The sequence below is a fragment of the Pseudorhodoferax sp. Leaf265 genome (genome assembly GCF_001422365.1).
In the GTDB taxonomy this organism is placed as follows: Bacteria; Pseudomonadota; Gammaproteobacteria; order Burkholderiales; family Burkholderiaceae_C; genus Pseudorhodoferax.
The window spans coordinates 1-13,471 of record NZ_LMMT01000018.1; the positions used below are offsets into that span (position 1 = coordinate 1).

The 13,471-nt window shown below is 70.1% G+C and carries 15 protein-coding genes and 1 pseudogene; 10 read left to right on the forward strand and 6 right to left on the reverse strand.

What is annotated here, in order from left to right:
- Positions 1–361: 361 nt before the first annotated feature.
- Positions 362–514, forward strand: a pseudogene (locus ASF45_RS36515) (twin-arginine translocation pathway signal protein); the annotation flags it as partial.
- A gap of 568 nt (positions 515–1,082) precedes the next feature.
- On the opposite strand, the gene ASF45_RS16975 reads toward ASF45_RS36515, so the two are convergent.
- Genes ASF45_RS16975 through ASF45_RS16990 form a run of 4 tightly spaced genes read right to left on the reverse strand, consistent with a single transcriptional unit; the run spans position 1,083 to position 4,177 of the window.
- Complete coding sequence (locus ASF45_RS16975; protein WP_056665007.1) at positions 1,083–1,997, reverse strand: LysR family transcriptional regulator; 915 nt, start codon at positions 1,995–1,997, stop codon at positions 1,083–1,085.
- 15 nt (positions 1,998–2,012) lie between these two features.
- A complete protein-coding gene (locus tag ASF45_RS16980; RefSeq protein WP_056665011.1) occupies positions 2,013–2,333 on the reverse strand; it encodes a heavy metal-binding domain-containing protein in 321 nt (106 codons plus the stop codon).
- Between the two features lie 12 nt (positions 2,334–2,345).
- Positions 2,346–3,164 carry an amidohydrolase gene (locus ASF45_RS16985; protein ID WP_056665014.1) on the reverse strand — a complete coding sequence of 273 codons (819 nt, stop codon included), beginning with the start codon at positions 3,162–3,164 and terminating at the stop codon, positions 2,346–2,348.
- Positions 3,161–4,177 carry an aldo/keto reductase gene (locus tag ASF45_RS16990; protein ID WP_056665017.1) on the reverse strand — a complete coding sequence of 339 codons (1,017 nt, stop codon included), beginning with the start codon at positions 4,175–4,177 and terminating at the stop codon, positions 3,161–3,163. The genes ASF45_RS16985 and ASF45_RS16990 overlap by 4 nt, the downstream gene beginning before the upstream one ends.
- Before the next feature lie 113 nt (positions 4,178–4,290).
- On the opposite strand from ASF45_RS16990, the gene ASF45_RS16995 reads away from it, so the two are divergent.
- The 7 genes from ASF45_RS16995 (at position 4,291) to ASF45_RS17025 (ending at position 10,590) form a co-directional block, all read left to right on the forward strand.
- The gene (locus ASF45_RS16995; RefSeq protein ID WP_056665020.1) at positions 4,291–4,713 is read left to right on the forward strand and encodes an RbsD/FucU family protein; all 423 of its coding nucleotides are present in this window, start codon (positions 4,291–4,293) and stop codon (positions 4,711–4,713) included.
- Positions 4,710–5,435 (forward strand): GntR family transcriptional regulator, encoded by a 726-nt coding sequence (locus ASF45_RS17000; protein WP_235580946.1) that lies wholly within the window; start codon positions 4,710–4,712, stop codon positions 5,433–5,435. The genes ASF45_RS16995 and ASF45_RS17000 overlap by 4 nt, the downstream gene beginning before the upstream one ends.
- Positions 5,435–6,349: a dihydrodipicolinate synthase family protein gene (locus ASF45_RS17005; protein ID WP_056665023.1), complete on the forward strand. Its 915-nt coding sequence runs from the start codon at positions 5,435–5,437 to the stop codon at positions 6,347–6,349. The genes ASF45_RS17000 and ASF45_RS17005 overlap by 1 nt, the downstream gene beginning before the upstream one ends.
- 21 nt (positions 6,350–6,370) lie before the next feature.
- Positions 6,371–7,690 carry a sugar ABC transporter substrate-binding protein gene (locus ASF45_RS17010; protein WP_056665025.1) on the forward strand — a complete coding sequence of 440 codons (1,320 nt, stop codon included), beginning with the start codon at positions 6,371–6,373 and terminating at the stop codon, positions 7,688–7,690.
- Positions 7,690–8,556, forward strand: coding sequence for a carbohydrate ABC transporter permease (locus tag ASF45_RS17015; RefSeq protein ID WP_056665028.1), 867 nt, complete (start codon positions 7,690–7,692; stop codon positions 8,554–8,556). The genes ASF45_RS17010 and ASF45_RS17015 overlap by 1 nt, the downstream gene beginning before the upstream one ends.
- Positions 8,546–9,361 carry a carbohydrate ABC transporter permease gene (locus ASF45_RS17020; protein ID WP_056665031.1) on the forward strand — a complete coding sequence of 272 codons (816 nt, stop codon included), beginning with the start codon at positions 8,546–8,548 and terminating at the stop codon, positions 9,359–9,361. Before ASF45_RS17015 ends, ASF45_RS17020 begins: the two co-directional genes overlap by 11 nt.
- Before the next feature lie 170 nt (positions 9,362–9,531).
- Complete coding sequence (locus ASF45_RS17025; protein ID WP_056665034.1) at positions 9,532–10,590, forward strand: ABC transporter ATP-binding protein; 1,059 nt, start codon at positions 9,532–9,534, stop codon at positions 10,588–10,590.
- A 1-nt stretch (position 10,591) separates the two neighbouring features.
- Here the strand turns inward: ASF45_RS17025 and ASF45_RS17030 are convergent, their stop codons facing one another.
- Positions 10,592–10,849: a DUF2798 domain-containing protein gene (locus tag ASF45_RS17030; RefSeq protein WP_056665036.1), complete on the reverse strand. Its 258-nt coding sequence runs from the start codon at positions 10,847–10,849 to the stop codon at positions 10,592–10,594.
- A 149-nt stretch (positions 10,850–10,998) separates the two neighbouring features.
- Between ASF45_RS17030 and ASF45_RS17035 the strand changes: the two genes are divergently transcribed.
- The gene (locus ASF45_RS17035) at positions 10,999–11,940 is read left to right on the forward strand and encodes a LysR family transcriptional regulator (protein ID WP_056665039.1); all 942 of its coding nucleotides are present in this window, start codon (positions 10,999–11,001) and stop codon (positions 11,938–11,940) included.
- 42 nt (positions 11,941–11,982) lie between these two features.
- On the opposite strand, the gene ASF45_RS17040 is transcribed toward ASF45_RS17035, so the two are convergent.
- Positions 11,983–12,198: a hypothetical protein gene (locus tag ASF45_RS17040; protein ID WP_235580947.1), complete on the reverse strand. Its 216-nt coding sequence runs from the start codon at positions 12,196–12,198 to the stop codon at positions 11,983–11,985.
- A gap of 217 nt (positions 12,199–12,415) precedes the next feature.
- Between ASF45_RS17040 and ASF45_RS17045 the strand changes: the two genes are divergently transcribed.
- Positions 12,416–13,468 (forward strand): PHB depolymerase family esterase, encoded by a 1,053-nt coding sequence (locus ASF45_RS17045; RefSeq protein WP_063887706.1) that lies wholly within the window; start codon positions 12,416–12,418, stop codon positions 13,466–13,468.
- The last annotated feature ends 3 nt before the right edge of the window (positions 13,469–13,471 follow it).

Consider the following 13,471-nt stretch of genomic DNA (forward strand, 5'->3'; position numbering starts at 1 on the left):
CCTCTACTGACTCCGTATGCCTAGTCATATGCACTGTCCTGTTCCTATCTCCAAAGATAAGCGACAGGACGGGGCCGGGGAATCAGGGGGCTATCTCACTGGGGCCTGCAGTGGCGGCGCTGTTCGTACAACCGCAAGCTCCCTCGTCCCTAGGCCGGCGTGCCGCACTGTGCGGCACGCCGCGCGACGTTCATCCGGCAATTCGAAGGAGCGTTCGGTCGCTCGGCGAGCGATCTGCTGATCGAGATCCGCATGACAATTGGGGAACACAAGCTCAGCGCCACGCGGGCGTCGACAGCCGAGATTGGCGAGTCGTTGCCAGCGTGCGCGCCAGCAGGTTCACCGCGTTGTCGGCCACATACACTCGTACCGGCTGCGCGGTGCGGCCGAAGAGCCCATCAGCGCCGGCAGCAAAGGGAACACAACGCTGGGCATGCCGGTCGAGCACCCCACCATTCCCTCGTTGCTGCCCGACGCGGGCCACAGCAACGCGCTAGTCGGCAAATGGCAGCTCCGCTAGGTTCTGCAGCCGGAAGACCTGATCACCGTCTTTGGTGCCGCTCGCTGCTTGCCAAGGAATCAACTGGCGACTGCTTTGGGGACCAGCCAAGAGCCGTGACCGTCGCTTCGGGGCGCAAAGCGGTAATGGCCGAGAAGCGCAGCGGCCATGATCCACCCACCACAGGACATCAAAACATCGGCTGCAAGCGGACTGCCTTGCCGCGCAGAAGAATCTGCGCCGCCTTCTCGACAACTCTCCAGCCAGAGATTCCCCGTGCGCGGCTGACTGCTCCCTCTGCCCGCGCTTGCAGCCCGCCGCTTTCGTCATTTCTTCTTGTTCCCTTGGTCGTAGTGCCACTTGATGGAGAAGAACATGCACGTGCCGAAGACCAGCACCTTGAATGCAATGAAAGCGATGGGGACCCAATCCATGATGCTGCGTCGTTCCTGGTGATGTTTTGTCTGCTGCAGAACATTGCCAGCCTCCCGCAGCCGGCACCCGACGCAGTCCGCTGGAAAAACTACGGATCAGATGGCCTCGTGCGCCGGAGCCAGGCAACACGCGCGCACCACCCACCGCCTCACCGCAGCGACGACTTCAACATCCGGCACACCGCCAGCAGCGCCAGCAGGTTCGGATCGCGCTCGCGCGAGCGCAGGAAGTTCAACGCAATGGTCTGCCGCACGCGAAAGCGCGACTGCAGCGGCACCAGCCGCACATTGGCCGGCAGCACGCTGCGCACGCGCCCGGGCAGCAGCGTGCAGCCCACGCGCCCGTCCACGAGGTTCATGAGCGAGTAGATGTCGCCCGTGTGCATGGCGATCTGCGGCGCGAAGCCGGCGATGCGGAAGGCCTCGACGAAGCTGTCGTGCGTGGCGAAGCCGGCGCCCAGGCTCACGAAGCGCTCCTCCACGCAAGCGCCCAGGTCGACCTCGTCCATCGCAGCGTAGGCCGACTGCGCGGGCGCGGCGAAGAAGGTCTCGTCCTCGAACAGCGGCTCGGACTCCACGTCGGCCGCGCCGGCCGGCACGGCCATCAGCGCGGCGTCGATGGCGCCCTCGCGCAGCTTGGCCAGCAGGTCGGCGTTGGAGCCCAGCATGAGCTCGGTCTGCACCTCGGGCTTGCGCTGCTTCATGCCCAGCACCAGGGCCGGCACGGCGCGGCTGGTCAGCGAGTACATGGAGCCCATGCGCAGGCGGTCGGCCGCATAGCCGGCGATCTCGCGCGTGGCACGCACGCCGTCGGCCAGCAGCCGGTCCATGTCGCGCGCCATCTCGGCCAGGCGCTGGGCCGCGGCGGTGGGCACCAGGTTGCGGCCCTCCTGGCGGAACAGCATGCAGCGCAACGCCTCCTCCAGCGCGTGCAACGCGCGGTGCACGCTGACGGCGCTGGTCTGCAGCCGCTCGGCCGCGCGCGCGAGGCTGCCGGTTTCCATGAAGGCCAGCAGCACCTGCAGCTGGCGCAGCGTGATGGCCTCGTCGTCGAAGGCGGGCATGGGCGCGCGGGCGCCCTACTCGACGACCACGGCCGTGCCGCTGGCCGAGACCATCAGCATGCCGTTGTCGCGGCCCAGCACCTCGTAGTCCAGGTCCACGCCGACGACGGCGTTGGCGCCGGCTTCCTGCGCACGCTCCTGCAGTTCGCGCATGGCGATGTCGCGGGCGCGCTGCAGCTCGCGCTCGTAGGTGGCCGAGCGGCCGCCGACCAGGTCGCGGATGCCGGCGAACATGTCCTTGAAGACATTGGCGCCGAGGATGGCCTCGCCTGCGACCACGCCGCAGTAGCGGGTGATGCGCTTGCCTTCGATGGAGGGGGTGGTGGTGATCAGCATGCGGGGTTCCTTTCAGAGGCCGTAGGCCAGCCGCGCCGTGGCGTCGAACACGGCGGCCTGGTCGGGTGGCGCAACCCATTGCCGCGCCGCGGCCAGCCACGCATCGTAGCGGCCCGCCAGTTCCAGCACGGGCCAGTCGCTGCCCCACAGGCAGCGCTGCGGGCCGAAGCACTGCAGCAGCCAGCGCGCGTGGCGCTCCAGCACATCGACCGGCGCGCCCGTGGTGGCCTCGGTCCACAGGCCGGAGAGCTTGCAGAAGGCGGCCGTCTCGTCCGCGAGCGCCTGCAGGCCTTCCGTCCAGGCCGCCCAGCCCGCGGCGTCACCGGGGATGGCCGGCTTGGCGCCATGGTCGATCACGATGCGCAGGTCCGGGTGGCGCTCGGCCAGGCGCAGGATGCGCGGCAGGTGCCGCGGCTGCACCAACGCGTCGAACACCAGGCCGCAGCGCGCCATGGCGGCCAGCGCGGGGCGCAAGCCGCCTTGCAGGATCCAGTCCGGATCGGCGATGTCCTGCAGCATGGGGCGCAGGCCCTTGAGCTTAGGCCGGCGCGCCAGCGTCTCGATGCGCGCGGGCGCGTCGCCGGCCAGCAGGTCGACCCAGCCGACCACGCCCAGCACCGCGGGCACCTGCTCTGCCTCCTGCAGAAGAAACGCGGTCTCGGCCTCGGTCGGCGCGGCCTGCACGAGCACGCCGCCCTGCACGCCACAGGGCGCGCTCACGGCGCGCCAGTCGGCCAAACCCACGTCGCGGTGGATGGGGCCGAGCGCCGGCGTGAGCCAGCCGTAGTCGGCGCGGTCCAGCCGCCAGATGTGGAAATGCGCGTCGATCATGGCGTAGGAGCGTCGTGCGGCAGCAGGCCCTGGGTGCGCAGCGCCTGCCAGAACGCAGCCGGGATCGGCTGGGCCAGCATGGCGCGGCTGTCCTGCCACTGGGCCAGGTCCTGCGCGCCGGCCACGACGATGTCCACGGCCGGATGCGCCAGCGGGAACTGCAGCGCCGCCGCCCGCAACGGCACGCCATGGTCGGCGCAGGTGCGTTCGATGGCGGCCGTGCGCTCGATCCAGGCCTGCGGCGCGCGCGCGTAGTTGAAGCGCGGCTCGGCCCCGCCCAGCACGCCCGTGGCCAGGATGCCGGAGTTGAATGCGCCGCCCAGCGCGATGCGCACGCCGCGCTGCACGCACAGCGGCAGCAGGGCCGGCAGTGCGCTGTGGTCGAGCAGGCTGTAACGGCCGGCCAGCAGCAGGCAGTCGATGTCGGCACCGGCCAGCACGTCCAGGCAGACCTGCACGTCGTTGACGCCCAGGCCGATGGCACCGACCAGTCCCTCGCGCTGCAGTGCGCGCAGCGTGGGCAGGGTCTCGCCCAGCACCTGGGCCAGCACCCGCGGGTAGGCCGCGCCATGCGTGGCGGCGTCGCAGTCGTGCACGTAGGCCACGTCCAGCCGCGCCAGGCCCAGGCGCTGCAGGCTGTCCTCCACGCTGCGGCGCGTGCCGGCGGCCGAATAGTCCCAGCGCTGCGTGAACGGCAGCACGTCCACGTAGCCGTTCTGGTCGCGCGCGGCCTGGGCCTCCGGACGCAGCAGGCGGCCGACCTTGCTGGACAGCACGAAGCGCTCGCGCGGCAGCCCACGCAGCGCCTGGCCGAAGCGCTGCTCCGACAGCCCGTTGCCGTAGTGCGGCGCGGTGTCGAAGCTGCGGCAGCCGTGGTCCAGCGCCGCGGCCAGCACGGCCTGGGCCTCGGCCGGCGGCACGGCGCGGAACAGGTTGCCCAGCGGCGCACCGCCCAGGCCCAGGCGCAGGCCGTCGTTGCAGGCGGGAAAGCGCGTCACAGGCGCAAGCGGCATCGGACAGTCTCCTCAAGGAAAAATGTCGCTGACCCTATGACTAACATGTCAGTCCGTCAACAGGGCATCTGCCGATGGGACAAAGCCGGCCCGCTGGGCACCATGCGCGGCCCATGCTCAAGAACCTGTCCCCCCTGCTCTCGCCCGACCTGCTGCACGCGCTGGCGTCCATGGGCCATGGCGACGAGATCGTGCTGGCCGACGCCTTCTTCCCGGCCGCCACGCACGCGCAGCGGCTGATCCGCCTGCCCGGGGTGTCTGCCGACGCGGTGCTCGATGCCGTGCTCTCGCTGCTGCCGCTGGACAACTTCGTGCAGCAGCCGGCCTGCACCATGCAGGTGGTCGGCCGGGCCGACGAGGTGCCGCCGGCCGTCGCGCAGTTCACCGAGGTGCTGGCCCGGCATGGCGAGGCCGCGCCCGGCGCGCTGGAGCGCTACGCCTTCTACGAGCGCGCGGCCAAGGCCTTCGCCGTCGTCGCGACCGGCGACACGCGCACCTACGCCAACATCCTTCTGAAGAAGGGCGTCCTCCAGTGACGAAGCCGCGCCGCCTGGCGGTGGTCGCCCCCGAGCCGACCAGCCAGCGCGCGCGCGCCTACCAGGGCTTCACGCAGCAGATCCTGGCCGGCGGCATCAAGCCGGGCCAGTTCGTCTCGCAGCGCGAACTCATGACGCTGCTGGACATGCCGCTGGGCGCCGTGCGCGAGATGATCCCGCGCCTGGAGGCGGCCGGCCTGGTCAAGACCGTGCCGCAGCGCGGCCTGCAGATCGCGCATGTGGACCTCAAGCTCGTGCGCAACGCCTTCCAGCTGCGCGCCATGATCGAGCGCGAGGCGGTGCGCCATTTCGTGGCCGTGGTGTCCGATGCGGAACTGGCGGCCATTGCAGCCGCACACGAAGCCGTGCTGGCCCGTGCCCGGGCCGGCCAGGCCGACGGTGCGCTGCTGGACGACGCCCAGGCCGTGGACTGGGGCCTGCACGACCGCATGGTGGACGCCCTGGGCAATGAAATCCTGTCCGAGATCTACCGCGTCAACAGCCTGCGCATCCGCTTGATCCGGCTCGAACAGGCCGTGCTCACGCCGGCCGGCCTGGTCCCCGCGATGCAGGAACACCTGCAGTTCATCGCGGCGCTGCAGCAGCGCGATGCCGACACCGCCTGGCGCCTGCTGGAGGCCCACCTCGACAGCGCCCGCGTCCGCGCGCTGGCCGGCCCCGGTGCCGCCGCGCTCCCGCCATTCGAGAGGAGACATTCCTGATGGAGCACGCACTCACCGGCCTGTGGCCGGCCCTGGCCACGGCCTTCACGGCCAGCGGCGCCGTCGACACCGGCCGCACGCTGGCGCAGGCACGCCGCATGCTGGCCGCCGGCAGCGACGGCATCACGCTGTTCGGCACCACGGGCGAGGGCCCGGCCCTGACCGTGGCCGAGCGCCAGGCGCTGCTCGAAGCCGTTCTGGCCGATGGCGCGCGGCCCGAGCAAGTCATCGTCTGCACCACGGCCTGCGCGCTCGGCGACGCCGTCACGCTGGGCCGCCATGCCCTCGCGCTGGGCTGCACGCGCCAGCTGTACATGCCGGCCTTCTACTTCAACCACCCGCGCGACGCGGGCGTGGTGGATGCCGTGACGCAGATGGTGCGTGGCATCGGCAGCGACGCGCTGCGCGTGCTGCTGTACCAGTTCCCCTCGCTCAGCAACGTGGGCTTCAGCCATGCCGCCATCGCCACGCTGGCCGACGCACACCCGGGCGTGGTGGTCGGCATCAAGGACAGCACGGGCGACCGCGCACACGCGCTCGCGCTGGTGAAGGCATTCCCGCGGCTGGGCACGCTGGTCGGCGCCGAGCCCGATGTCGCACCGGTCATGCTGGCCGGCGGTGCCGGCTCCGTCAACGGCCTGGCCAACCTGGCCCCGCACCTGATGCGCCGCGTGGTGTCGCGGCCAGGCGAGGTCTCAGCGGCGGACCGCACGCTCATGCAAGGCCTGCTCGCTCTGCTCAGCGTGCGCCCGGACATGCCCTTCGTCAGCGCCTACAAGACCGCGCTGGCCGAGCAGCTGGGGGACGACGACTGGCTGCATGTGCGCGCCCCGCTCTCGCCGCTCGATGCGGCCGAGGCCCAGGCCGTGCGCGCGGCCTACCGCGCGCTGGGCCAGGATTTCGCGACCCTGTAGACACACCAACGGAGACAAGCCATGACCCATCCCGCCTTCAAGCGCCGTGAACTGCTGCAGGCCGCCGCCGGCGCCACCGCCATCGGCGCGCTGCCCCCCCTCTTCGCCCAGGGCAACTTCGACTGGAAGCGCCACGCCGGCACCAGCATCGAGGTGCACCTGATCAAGAGCCCGCGCGGCGAGCTGCTGCAGCGCCACCAGAAGGAGTTCGAGGACCTCACGGGCATCAAGGTCGGCGCCGAGCAGATGCCCGAGCAGCAGTCGCGCCAGAAGACGGTGATCGAGTTCAACTCGGGCCGCACCAGCTTCGACGTGGTGCACCTGTCCTACCACGTGCAAAAGCGCCAGTTCGCCAAGGGCAAGTGGATGGAAGACCTGCGCCCGCTGTTCGCCAGCGCCGCGCCGCCGGACTTCGACCAGAAGGACTACTCCACGGGCGGCATGTTCTACGCCACGCAGAGCGACGGCCGCATCGACAGCCTGCCGCTGAACCTGGACCCCTGGATCCTGTACTACAACAAGGAGCTGTTCGCGGCCAAGGGCGTGGCCTACCCCAAGAGCTACCCCGAGATCCTGGAGGCCGCCAAGAAGCTGCACGACCCCGCCAACGGCATCGCGGGTTTCGTCGGCCGGGGCCTGAAGAATGCCAACGTGCCGCTGTGGACCGGCTTCTTCCTGGGTTGGGGGGGCCAGTTCTTCGACGCCAGTGGCAAGCTCGCGACGGAGACGCCCGAGGCCATCGCCTCGGCCACGCTGTACCGCGACCTGCTCAAGACCACGGGTCCCGCCGGCATCGCGGGCTACAACTGGAACGAATCGCAGAGCCTCTTCCTGCAGGGCAAGGCCGCGATGTGGATCGACGGCTCGGGCTTCGCACCGCCGCTGGAAGACGCCACCAAGTCCAAGGTGGTCGGCAAGGTCGGCTACGGCGTGATGCCGCCCGGCCCCAAGGCCCAGGTCTCGGCCACCTTCGGTGACGGCATCGGCGTTTCCTCGTTCTCCAAGAAGAAGGAGGCCGCCTTCCTGTACATCGTCTGGGCCACCAACAAGGCCATGCAGGCGCGCATGCTGGCCACGGGCTCGGGCGCGCCGGTGCGGCTGTCGGCCTATGGCGACAAGGATGCGATCGCCAACCTCAAGGTGCCGGCCGCCTGGCTCACGGCGGTGGCCGAGTCGCTGCGCATCGCCAAGCCGGGCCTGCCCATCATCGAGCCCGTGACCGAGTTCCGCGATGTGTACGGCATCGCGCTCAACAACATGCTGACCGGTGCCGACGTGGCGGCCGAACTCAAGAAGGCCACGGCCGAGTTCGCCCCCGTGCTGGCCAAGTCGGAGAGCTGATGCGCAAGCGCGTCTCGCCCTTCCTGTGGTTCGTGCTGCCGGCCGTGCTGGTGGTTCTGGCCGTGATCGTCTTCCCGTGGATGTTCACGCTGTGGATGAGCCTGTTCGACTGGAAGATCGGCTCCAAGGCGCAGTTCGTGGGCCTGGCGAACTACCTGGAGCTGGCGACCAACACGCGCTTTCTCACGTCCATCCTGCACACGCTGGTGTTCACGGCGCTGGCGGTCATGGCGCCGCTGGTGCTGGGCACGGCGGCCGCGCTGGTGTTCCACCAGAAGTTCGCGGGCCGCGGCTTCTGGCGCGGCGCCTTCGTGCTGCCCATGATGGCCACGCCGGTGGCCATTGCGCTGGTCTGGGTCATGATGTTCCACCCGCAGCAGGGCGTGCTGAACTACCTGCTGTCGCTGGTCGGCATCCCGCCCAGCGAGTGGGTCTACTCGCCGATGCTGGCGATTCCCTGCCTGGTGCTGGTCGACATCTGGCAGTGGACGCCGCTGGTGATGCTGATCGTGCTGGGCGGCCTGGCCTCGCTGCCGGCCGACCCGTTCGAGGCCGCGCACATGGAGGGCGCGACGCGCTGGCAGACACTGCGCTACGTGACGTTGCCACTGCTCATGCCCTTCATCATGGTGGCCGCCGTGGTGCGCCTGATCGACGCGCTCAAGACCTTCGACACCATCTACGTGATCACGCAGGGCGGGCCCGGCACCTCGTCGGAAACCATCAACCTGTACCTGTACCTGCAGGCGTTTTCGTTCTACCAGATCGGCAAGGCGTCGGCGGTCGTGGTGGTGTTCTTCGTGTTGGTTGTAGCGCTCAGCCTCCTGCTGTTCTGGCTCAAGGAACGGTCCCGCTATGACGCGTAAGCTCATCGACAAGGCGCTGCTGGCGCTCTGCGTGTTCCTGCTGGTCTCGCCCGCCATCGGCTTCTTCCTGTGGATGCTGTCGCTGGCGTTCAAGAACGAGGTCGACAACCTGGCCTACCCGCCGGTGTTCATCCCGAGCCCGCCGACGCTGGACAATTTCCGCAAGGTGTTCGACAGCGGGCCGTTCTTCCAGTACTTCCTCAACAGCATCACGGTCTCGGGCCTGGCCACGCTGGTGGCGCTGTTGATCGGCGTGCCGGCCGGCTACGGGATCGCGCGGCTCAAGGCCAGGAAGCTCTTGCTGACCATCCTGATCGCGCGCATGACGCCGGCCATCAGCTTCCTGATTCCGCTGTTCACGCTGTTCCAGGCGCTGGGCCTCACGGGCACGCTGGCGCCCGTGGTGATCACGCACCTCGTGATCACGGTGCCCATCATGGTCTACATCGTCGCGGGCTACTTCGAGACCCTGCCGCTGGAGCTGGACGAGGCCGCGCTCATGGACGGCTGCTCGCCCTGGCAGCGCTTTCGCCACATCGCGCTGCCGCTGGCGCGGCCCGGCATCACGGTCGCGGCCATCCTGGCCTTCATCTTCTCGTGGAACAACTTCATCTTCGGCGCCGTGCTGGCCGGGCGCGAGACCCGCACGCTGCCGGTGGCCATCTACAACGTGCTGACCTTCGAGCAGATCGCCTGGGGGCCGCTGGCGGCCGCGGCGCTGCTGGTCACGCTGCCGGTGCTGGTCCTCACGCTGGTGATTCAGAAAGAAATCGTCGGCGGCCTCACGGCCGGCAGTGTGAAGTAGAGGCGTCATGTACATCGTCAACGGAGATCTGATGAACCACGATTCCGAAGGCCGCGGAGCAGGCCATGCCAGGGCACCCGCGGAACTGGCTCTGCCAGGCCGCTGGGTGCGCCCCCCTTCGCGCAGCGGAAGGGGGGAGCGGCGAAGCCGCCTGGGGGGATGGCACTGATATGGCATCGGTCACCCTGTCGGGCATCACCAAATCCTTCGCGGAGACGAAGGTCATCAAGGGCGTGGACATCGCGATTGGCGACGGCGAATTCGCGGTCTTCGTCGGCCCCAGCGGCTGCGGCAAGTCCACGCTGCTGCGCATGATCGCGGGGCTGGACGCGCCCACCACGGGCGAGATCCGCATCGGCGACACCGTGGTCAACGAGCTGCCGCCCAAGCAGCGCGAGGTCTCCATGGTGTTCCAGACCTACGCGCTGTACCCGCACATGACGGTGCGCGAAAACATGGGCTTCGGCCTCATGATCGCCGGCACCGCGGTGGACGCCATCACGTCGAAGGTGGCCGGCGCCGCGCGCATGCTGGGGCTGGACGCGCTGCTCGACCGCCTGCCCAAGCAGCTCTCGGGCGGCCAGCGCCAGCGCGTGGCCATGGGCCGCGCCATGGTGCGCGACCCCAAGGTCTTCCTGTTCGACGAGCCGTTGTCCAACCTGGACGCCAAGCTGCGCGTGCAGATGCGCACCGAGATCCGCGCGCTGCACCAGCGCCTGAAGACCACCTCGGTCTACGTCACGCACGACCAGGTCGAGGCCATGACCATGGCCGACCGCATCGTGGTGCTGCGCGATGGGCTGGTCGAGCAGGTCGGCACGCCCGTGGAGCTGTACGACCGGCCCGGCAACGCCTTCGTGGCGACCTTCATCGGCTCGCCGTCCATGAACTTGCTGCCGGCCACGGTGCAGGGCGCAAGCGCCGGCACGCTGGGCGGCGCGGTGCCGCTGCCCGCGTCGGCGCAGAACCTCGAAGGCCGCAAGGTGTTGCTGGGCCTGCGGCCCGAACACCTCCAGGTGCAGACAGTCGGCACACCCGGCATCGCCTGCGAGGTCAAGGTCGTCGAGTTCAGCGGCGCCGACACGCTGCTGGCCTGCGAGTCGCACGGCCAGGCCGTGCAGGCCCTGGTGCACGACCGCTTGCTGGTCAAGCCCGGCGACGCGATCAGCCTGGGTATCGCGCCCGAACTCGTGCACCTGTTCGACGCCGGCACACAGCAGCGCCTGTAGATCAGGCGTGCACGGTCCAGCCGACCAGGCGCAGGACCACGGGCCGCACCAGCATCACGCTGGCGAAGGCCGCCGGCATCGCCAGCGCATAGGACGCCAGCACGCGGTCGAGGAAGCGCGCGTCGACACCACCGTTGGCGGCGACGATCACCATGCTCATGAGGAAGGCCATGATGCAGGCCATGTAGAACGCGAACGCCACGGGCGCCATGCGCTTGGGAAGTTTCCAGGTGCGGGGAGAAGCAGTTTGCGAAAGCATGGTGTCTTGAAAGCGATGAAAAGGAATCGGAAAGCGAACGCGCGGACCGCACTCTAGGGCCGCGCAACGCTGCGCGGTAGACCCGGATCGCCTGCTGCAGTCGATGTCTAAACTATCGAATCAGCATCCTCACCTACAGGCTTTTTTCCATGCTCCAGCTGCGCGGCATCGAAACCTTCCTCAAGGCCGTCGACGGCGGCAGCATCGCGGCGGCCGCGCGCCAGCTGGGGATCACGCCCGCGGCCGCGAGCCAGAACATCGCACGGCTCGAGCAGGCGCTGGGCACGCGGCTGCTCACGCGCACGACGCGTTCGCTCGCGCTGACCAATGCGGGCGAGCTCTACCGCGCCCGCGTGGCGCCCGTGCTCGCACAGCTGGAGATGGCCGAATCCGACATCGCCGACCTGGAGGGCCAGCCGCAGGGGCGGCTGCGCATCTCCTGCGCGACCGCCTTCGGCCGCAGCATGCTGGCGCCGCTGCTACCGCGCTTCATGGCGGCCCATCCGCGCGTGACGACCGAGTTGCTCATCGTCGACCGGCAGGTCGACGCACTCAAGGAAGACGTGGACATCAGCATCCGCTACAGCCATGCGCTGGAGCCCGGCATGGTGGTGCGCCGCATCGCGGCCGTGCCCATGGTGTTCTGCGCCGCGCCGTCCTACCTGGAGCGGCGCGGGCGACCGGCCACGCCCGAGGACCTGGCGCAGCACGACTGCCTGCTCTACCGCATGGAGGTCGACGGCAAGGTCATGCCCTGGCCCTACCTGCGCGAGGGCACGCGCGTGGTGCCGGAACTGCGCGCCGCGGCCGTGGCCAACGACGTCGACACGCTGGCCATGCTGGCCATGCACGGGGCGGGCATCACGCGGCTGGGCTGGTTCATCGCCAGGCCGCTGATCGCCCAAGGCCGGCTGGAGCCGCTGTTCACGCAGAGCACGCGCAGCCGCAAGGCCCCGCGCATCGACCCCGAGCCGCTGGAATTCTTCCTGTGCTACCGCGACCGCCAGCACGTGCCCGCCAAGGTGCGCGTGTTCGCCGAGTACCTGGCCGAGGCGCTGCGCGCGCACCCGGACCTGCGCATGCCCGCGTGATCCGGACAGGCCGGGCCCCGCAGGCCACGGGGTGGCGTGGGCTCAGCGTCCCTTGCTGCCCTGGCGGCTGCGCACCTGGTTGCCCGACCCGATCTGCGACGCGCGGTCGTTGCGGCTGGCCGGCGAGCGCTGCGATTGGTGGACCTGGGTGGCGCCGCCGGGCGTAGGCTGGTTGCGGTCGTTGGCGACCTTGCCGTGGGCCTGCGCCTGCGGCTCGCCGTCCATGTCGCTGCGGGTGGACGAGGGCTGCTTGGACATGGCGACTCCTGGGTGTCGTGGAACAAGTCACCATGCTCGGCCCCCCCAGCGTGCGGGCGGTGTAGGCGCAGGCCGATTCGGGCGCCGGCCGGTGCCTGGCGCGGCGGCCTGCGCCGGCCACGGGCGGGCGCCGCGGGCCCCGGACACGCGACACTGGCACACTGGCTGCAAGGCGTGTGTGGCTACCCGCCCTTCCACGGCCGCCATCACACACTCCATGCTCCGACGCAAGACCCTGAAGACCCTCACGCGGCTGTTCACCAGCAGCCTGGCACCGCTGATGCCGCCCAAGCCGCGGCGCAGCAAGGCGGTGTTGGTGAAGACCACCAAGCCCGCCAAGGCCCGCACCGTGCGCACGCCGGCCCAGGCCGCACCGACGGCCAAAGCCGCGGCCAAGCCCTCGGCCGGGCGCTGGCTGGTGGGCGTGGCCGTGGCGCCGGTGGGCAAGCGGCGCTACCGGCTGTTCCTGCCGGCGGGCCGCAAGCCGGGCCAGCGCATCCCGGTGGTGGTGATGCTCCACGGCTGCGACCAGAATGCCGCTCGCTTTGCCGACAGCACGCGCATGCACCTGCTCGCCGCGCGCGCCGGCTTCGCCGTGCTCTATCCCGAGCAGGACCGTTTGGCCAATCCCAATGGTTGCTGGAACTGGTATGAGACGCGCACGCAGCGGGCCTTTGCCGAGGCGGCGCTGATCCTGCAGGCGGTCGACCAGGTCTGCACGCTGTACGGTGGCGACCGCACGCGCGTGGCCATCGCCGGCCTGTCGGCCGGGGCCGGCATGGCAGCGCTGGTCGCGGCCCGCTACCCGGAGCGCTTCCAGGCCGTGGCCATGCACTCGGGCGTGCCGCCGGGCGTGGCGGACAGCACCGCCTCGGCCCTGCGCGCGATGGCCGGCCATGGCGCGGCCGACGCCCTGGCCGCAACGCCCGAGGACATGCTGGCGCGCTGGCCCGCCCTGCTCGTGATCCAGGGCGGGCGCGACCGCGTGGTGGCCCCGCGCAACGGCGAAGCGGCTGCCTCGGCATGGGCCCAGGCAGCGCAGGCGCTGCCGTGCACCACGCGCGCGGTGCAACGCGGCAAACGCCATGCCATGCACATCACCGACTACCGCGTGCGCCAGCACACCGTGGCCTCGCTGGTGGAGATACCGGCCCTGGGCCACGCCTGGAGCGGCGGAACGGCCGCGCAGTCCTACGGCGATCCACAGGGGCCGGACGCCTCGCGGCTGGTCTGGGCATTCGCGCAGCGCCAGTTCGCGCGCCGGCGCTGAACG

Coding starts and splice junctions, on each gene's coding strand:
- ASF45_RS16975 (WP_056665007.1), bottom strand. CDS start 1,997: ATGCCCGCCTTCGACGACGAGGCCATCACGCTGCGCCAGCTGCAGGTG.
- ASF45_RS16980 (WP_056665011.1), bottom strand. CDS start 2,333: ATGCTGATCACCACCACCCCCTCCATCGAAGGCAAGCGCATCACCCGC.
- ASF45_RS16985 (WP_056665014.1), bottom strand. CDS start 3,164: ATGATCGACGCGCATTTCCACATCTGGCGGCTGGACCGCGCCGACTAC.
- ASF45_RS16990 (WP_056665017.1), bottom strand. CDS start 4,177: ATGCCGCTTGCGCCTGTGACGCGCTTTCCCGCCTGCAACGACGGCCTG.
- ASF45_RS16995 (WP_056665020.1), top strand. CDS start 4,291: ATGCTCAAGAACCTGTCCCCCCTGCTCTCGCCCGACCTGCTGCACGCG.
- ASF45_RS17005 (WP_056665023.1), top strand. CDS start 5,435: ATGGAGCACGCACTCACCGGCCTGTGGCCGGCCCTGGCCACGGCCTTC.
- ASF45_RS17010 (WP_056665025.1), top strand. CDS start 6,371: ATGACCCATCCCGCCTTCAAGCGCCGTGAACTGCTGCAGGCCGCCGCC.
- ASF45_RS17015 (WP_056665028.1), top strand. CDS start 7,690: ATGCGCAAGCGCGTCTCGCCCTTCCTGTGGTTCGTGCTGCCGGCCGTG.
- ASF45_RS17020 (WP_056665031.1), top strand. CDS start 8,546: ATGACGCGTAAGCTCATCGACAAGGCGCTGCTGGCGCTCTGCGTGTTC.
- ASF45_RS17025 (WP_056665034.1), top strand. CDS start 9,532: ATGGCATCGGTCACCCTGTCGGGCATCACCAAATCCTTCGCGGAGACG.
- ASF45_RS17030 (WP_056665036.1), bottom strand. CDS start 10,849: ATGCTTTCGCAAACTGCTTCTCCCCGCACCTGGAAACTTCCCAAGCGC.
- ASF45_RS17035 (WP_056665039.1), top strand. CDS start 10,999: ATGCTCCAGCTGCGCGGCATCGAAACCTTCCTCAAGGCCGTCGACGGC.
- ASF45_RS17040 (WP_235580947.1), bottom strand. CDS start 12,198: ATGTCCAAGCAGCCCTCGTCCACCCGCAGCGACATGGACGGCGAGCCG.
- ASF45_RS17045 (WP_063887706.1), top strand. CDS start 12,416: ATGCTCCGACGCAAGACCCTGAAGACCCTCACGCGGCTGTTCACCAGC.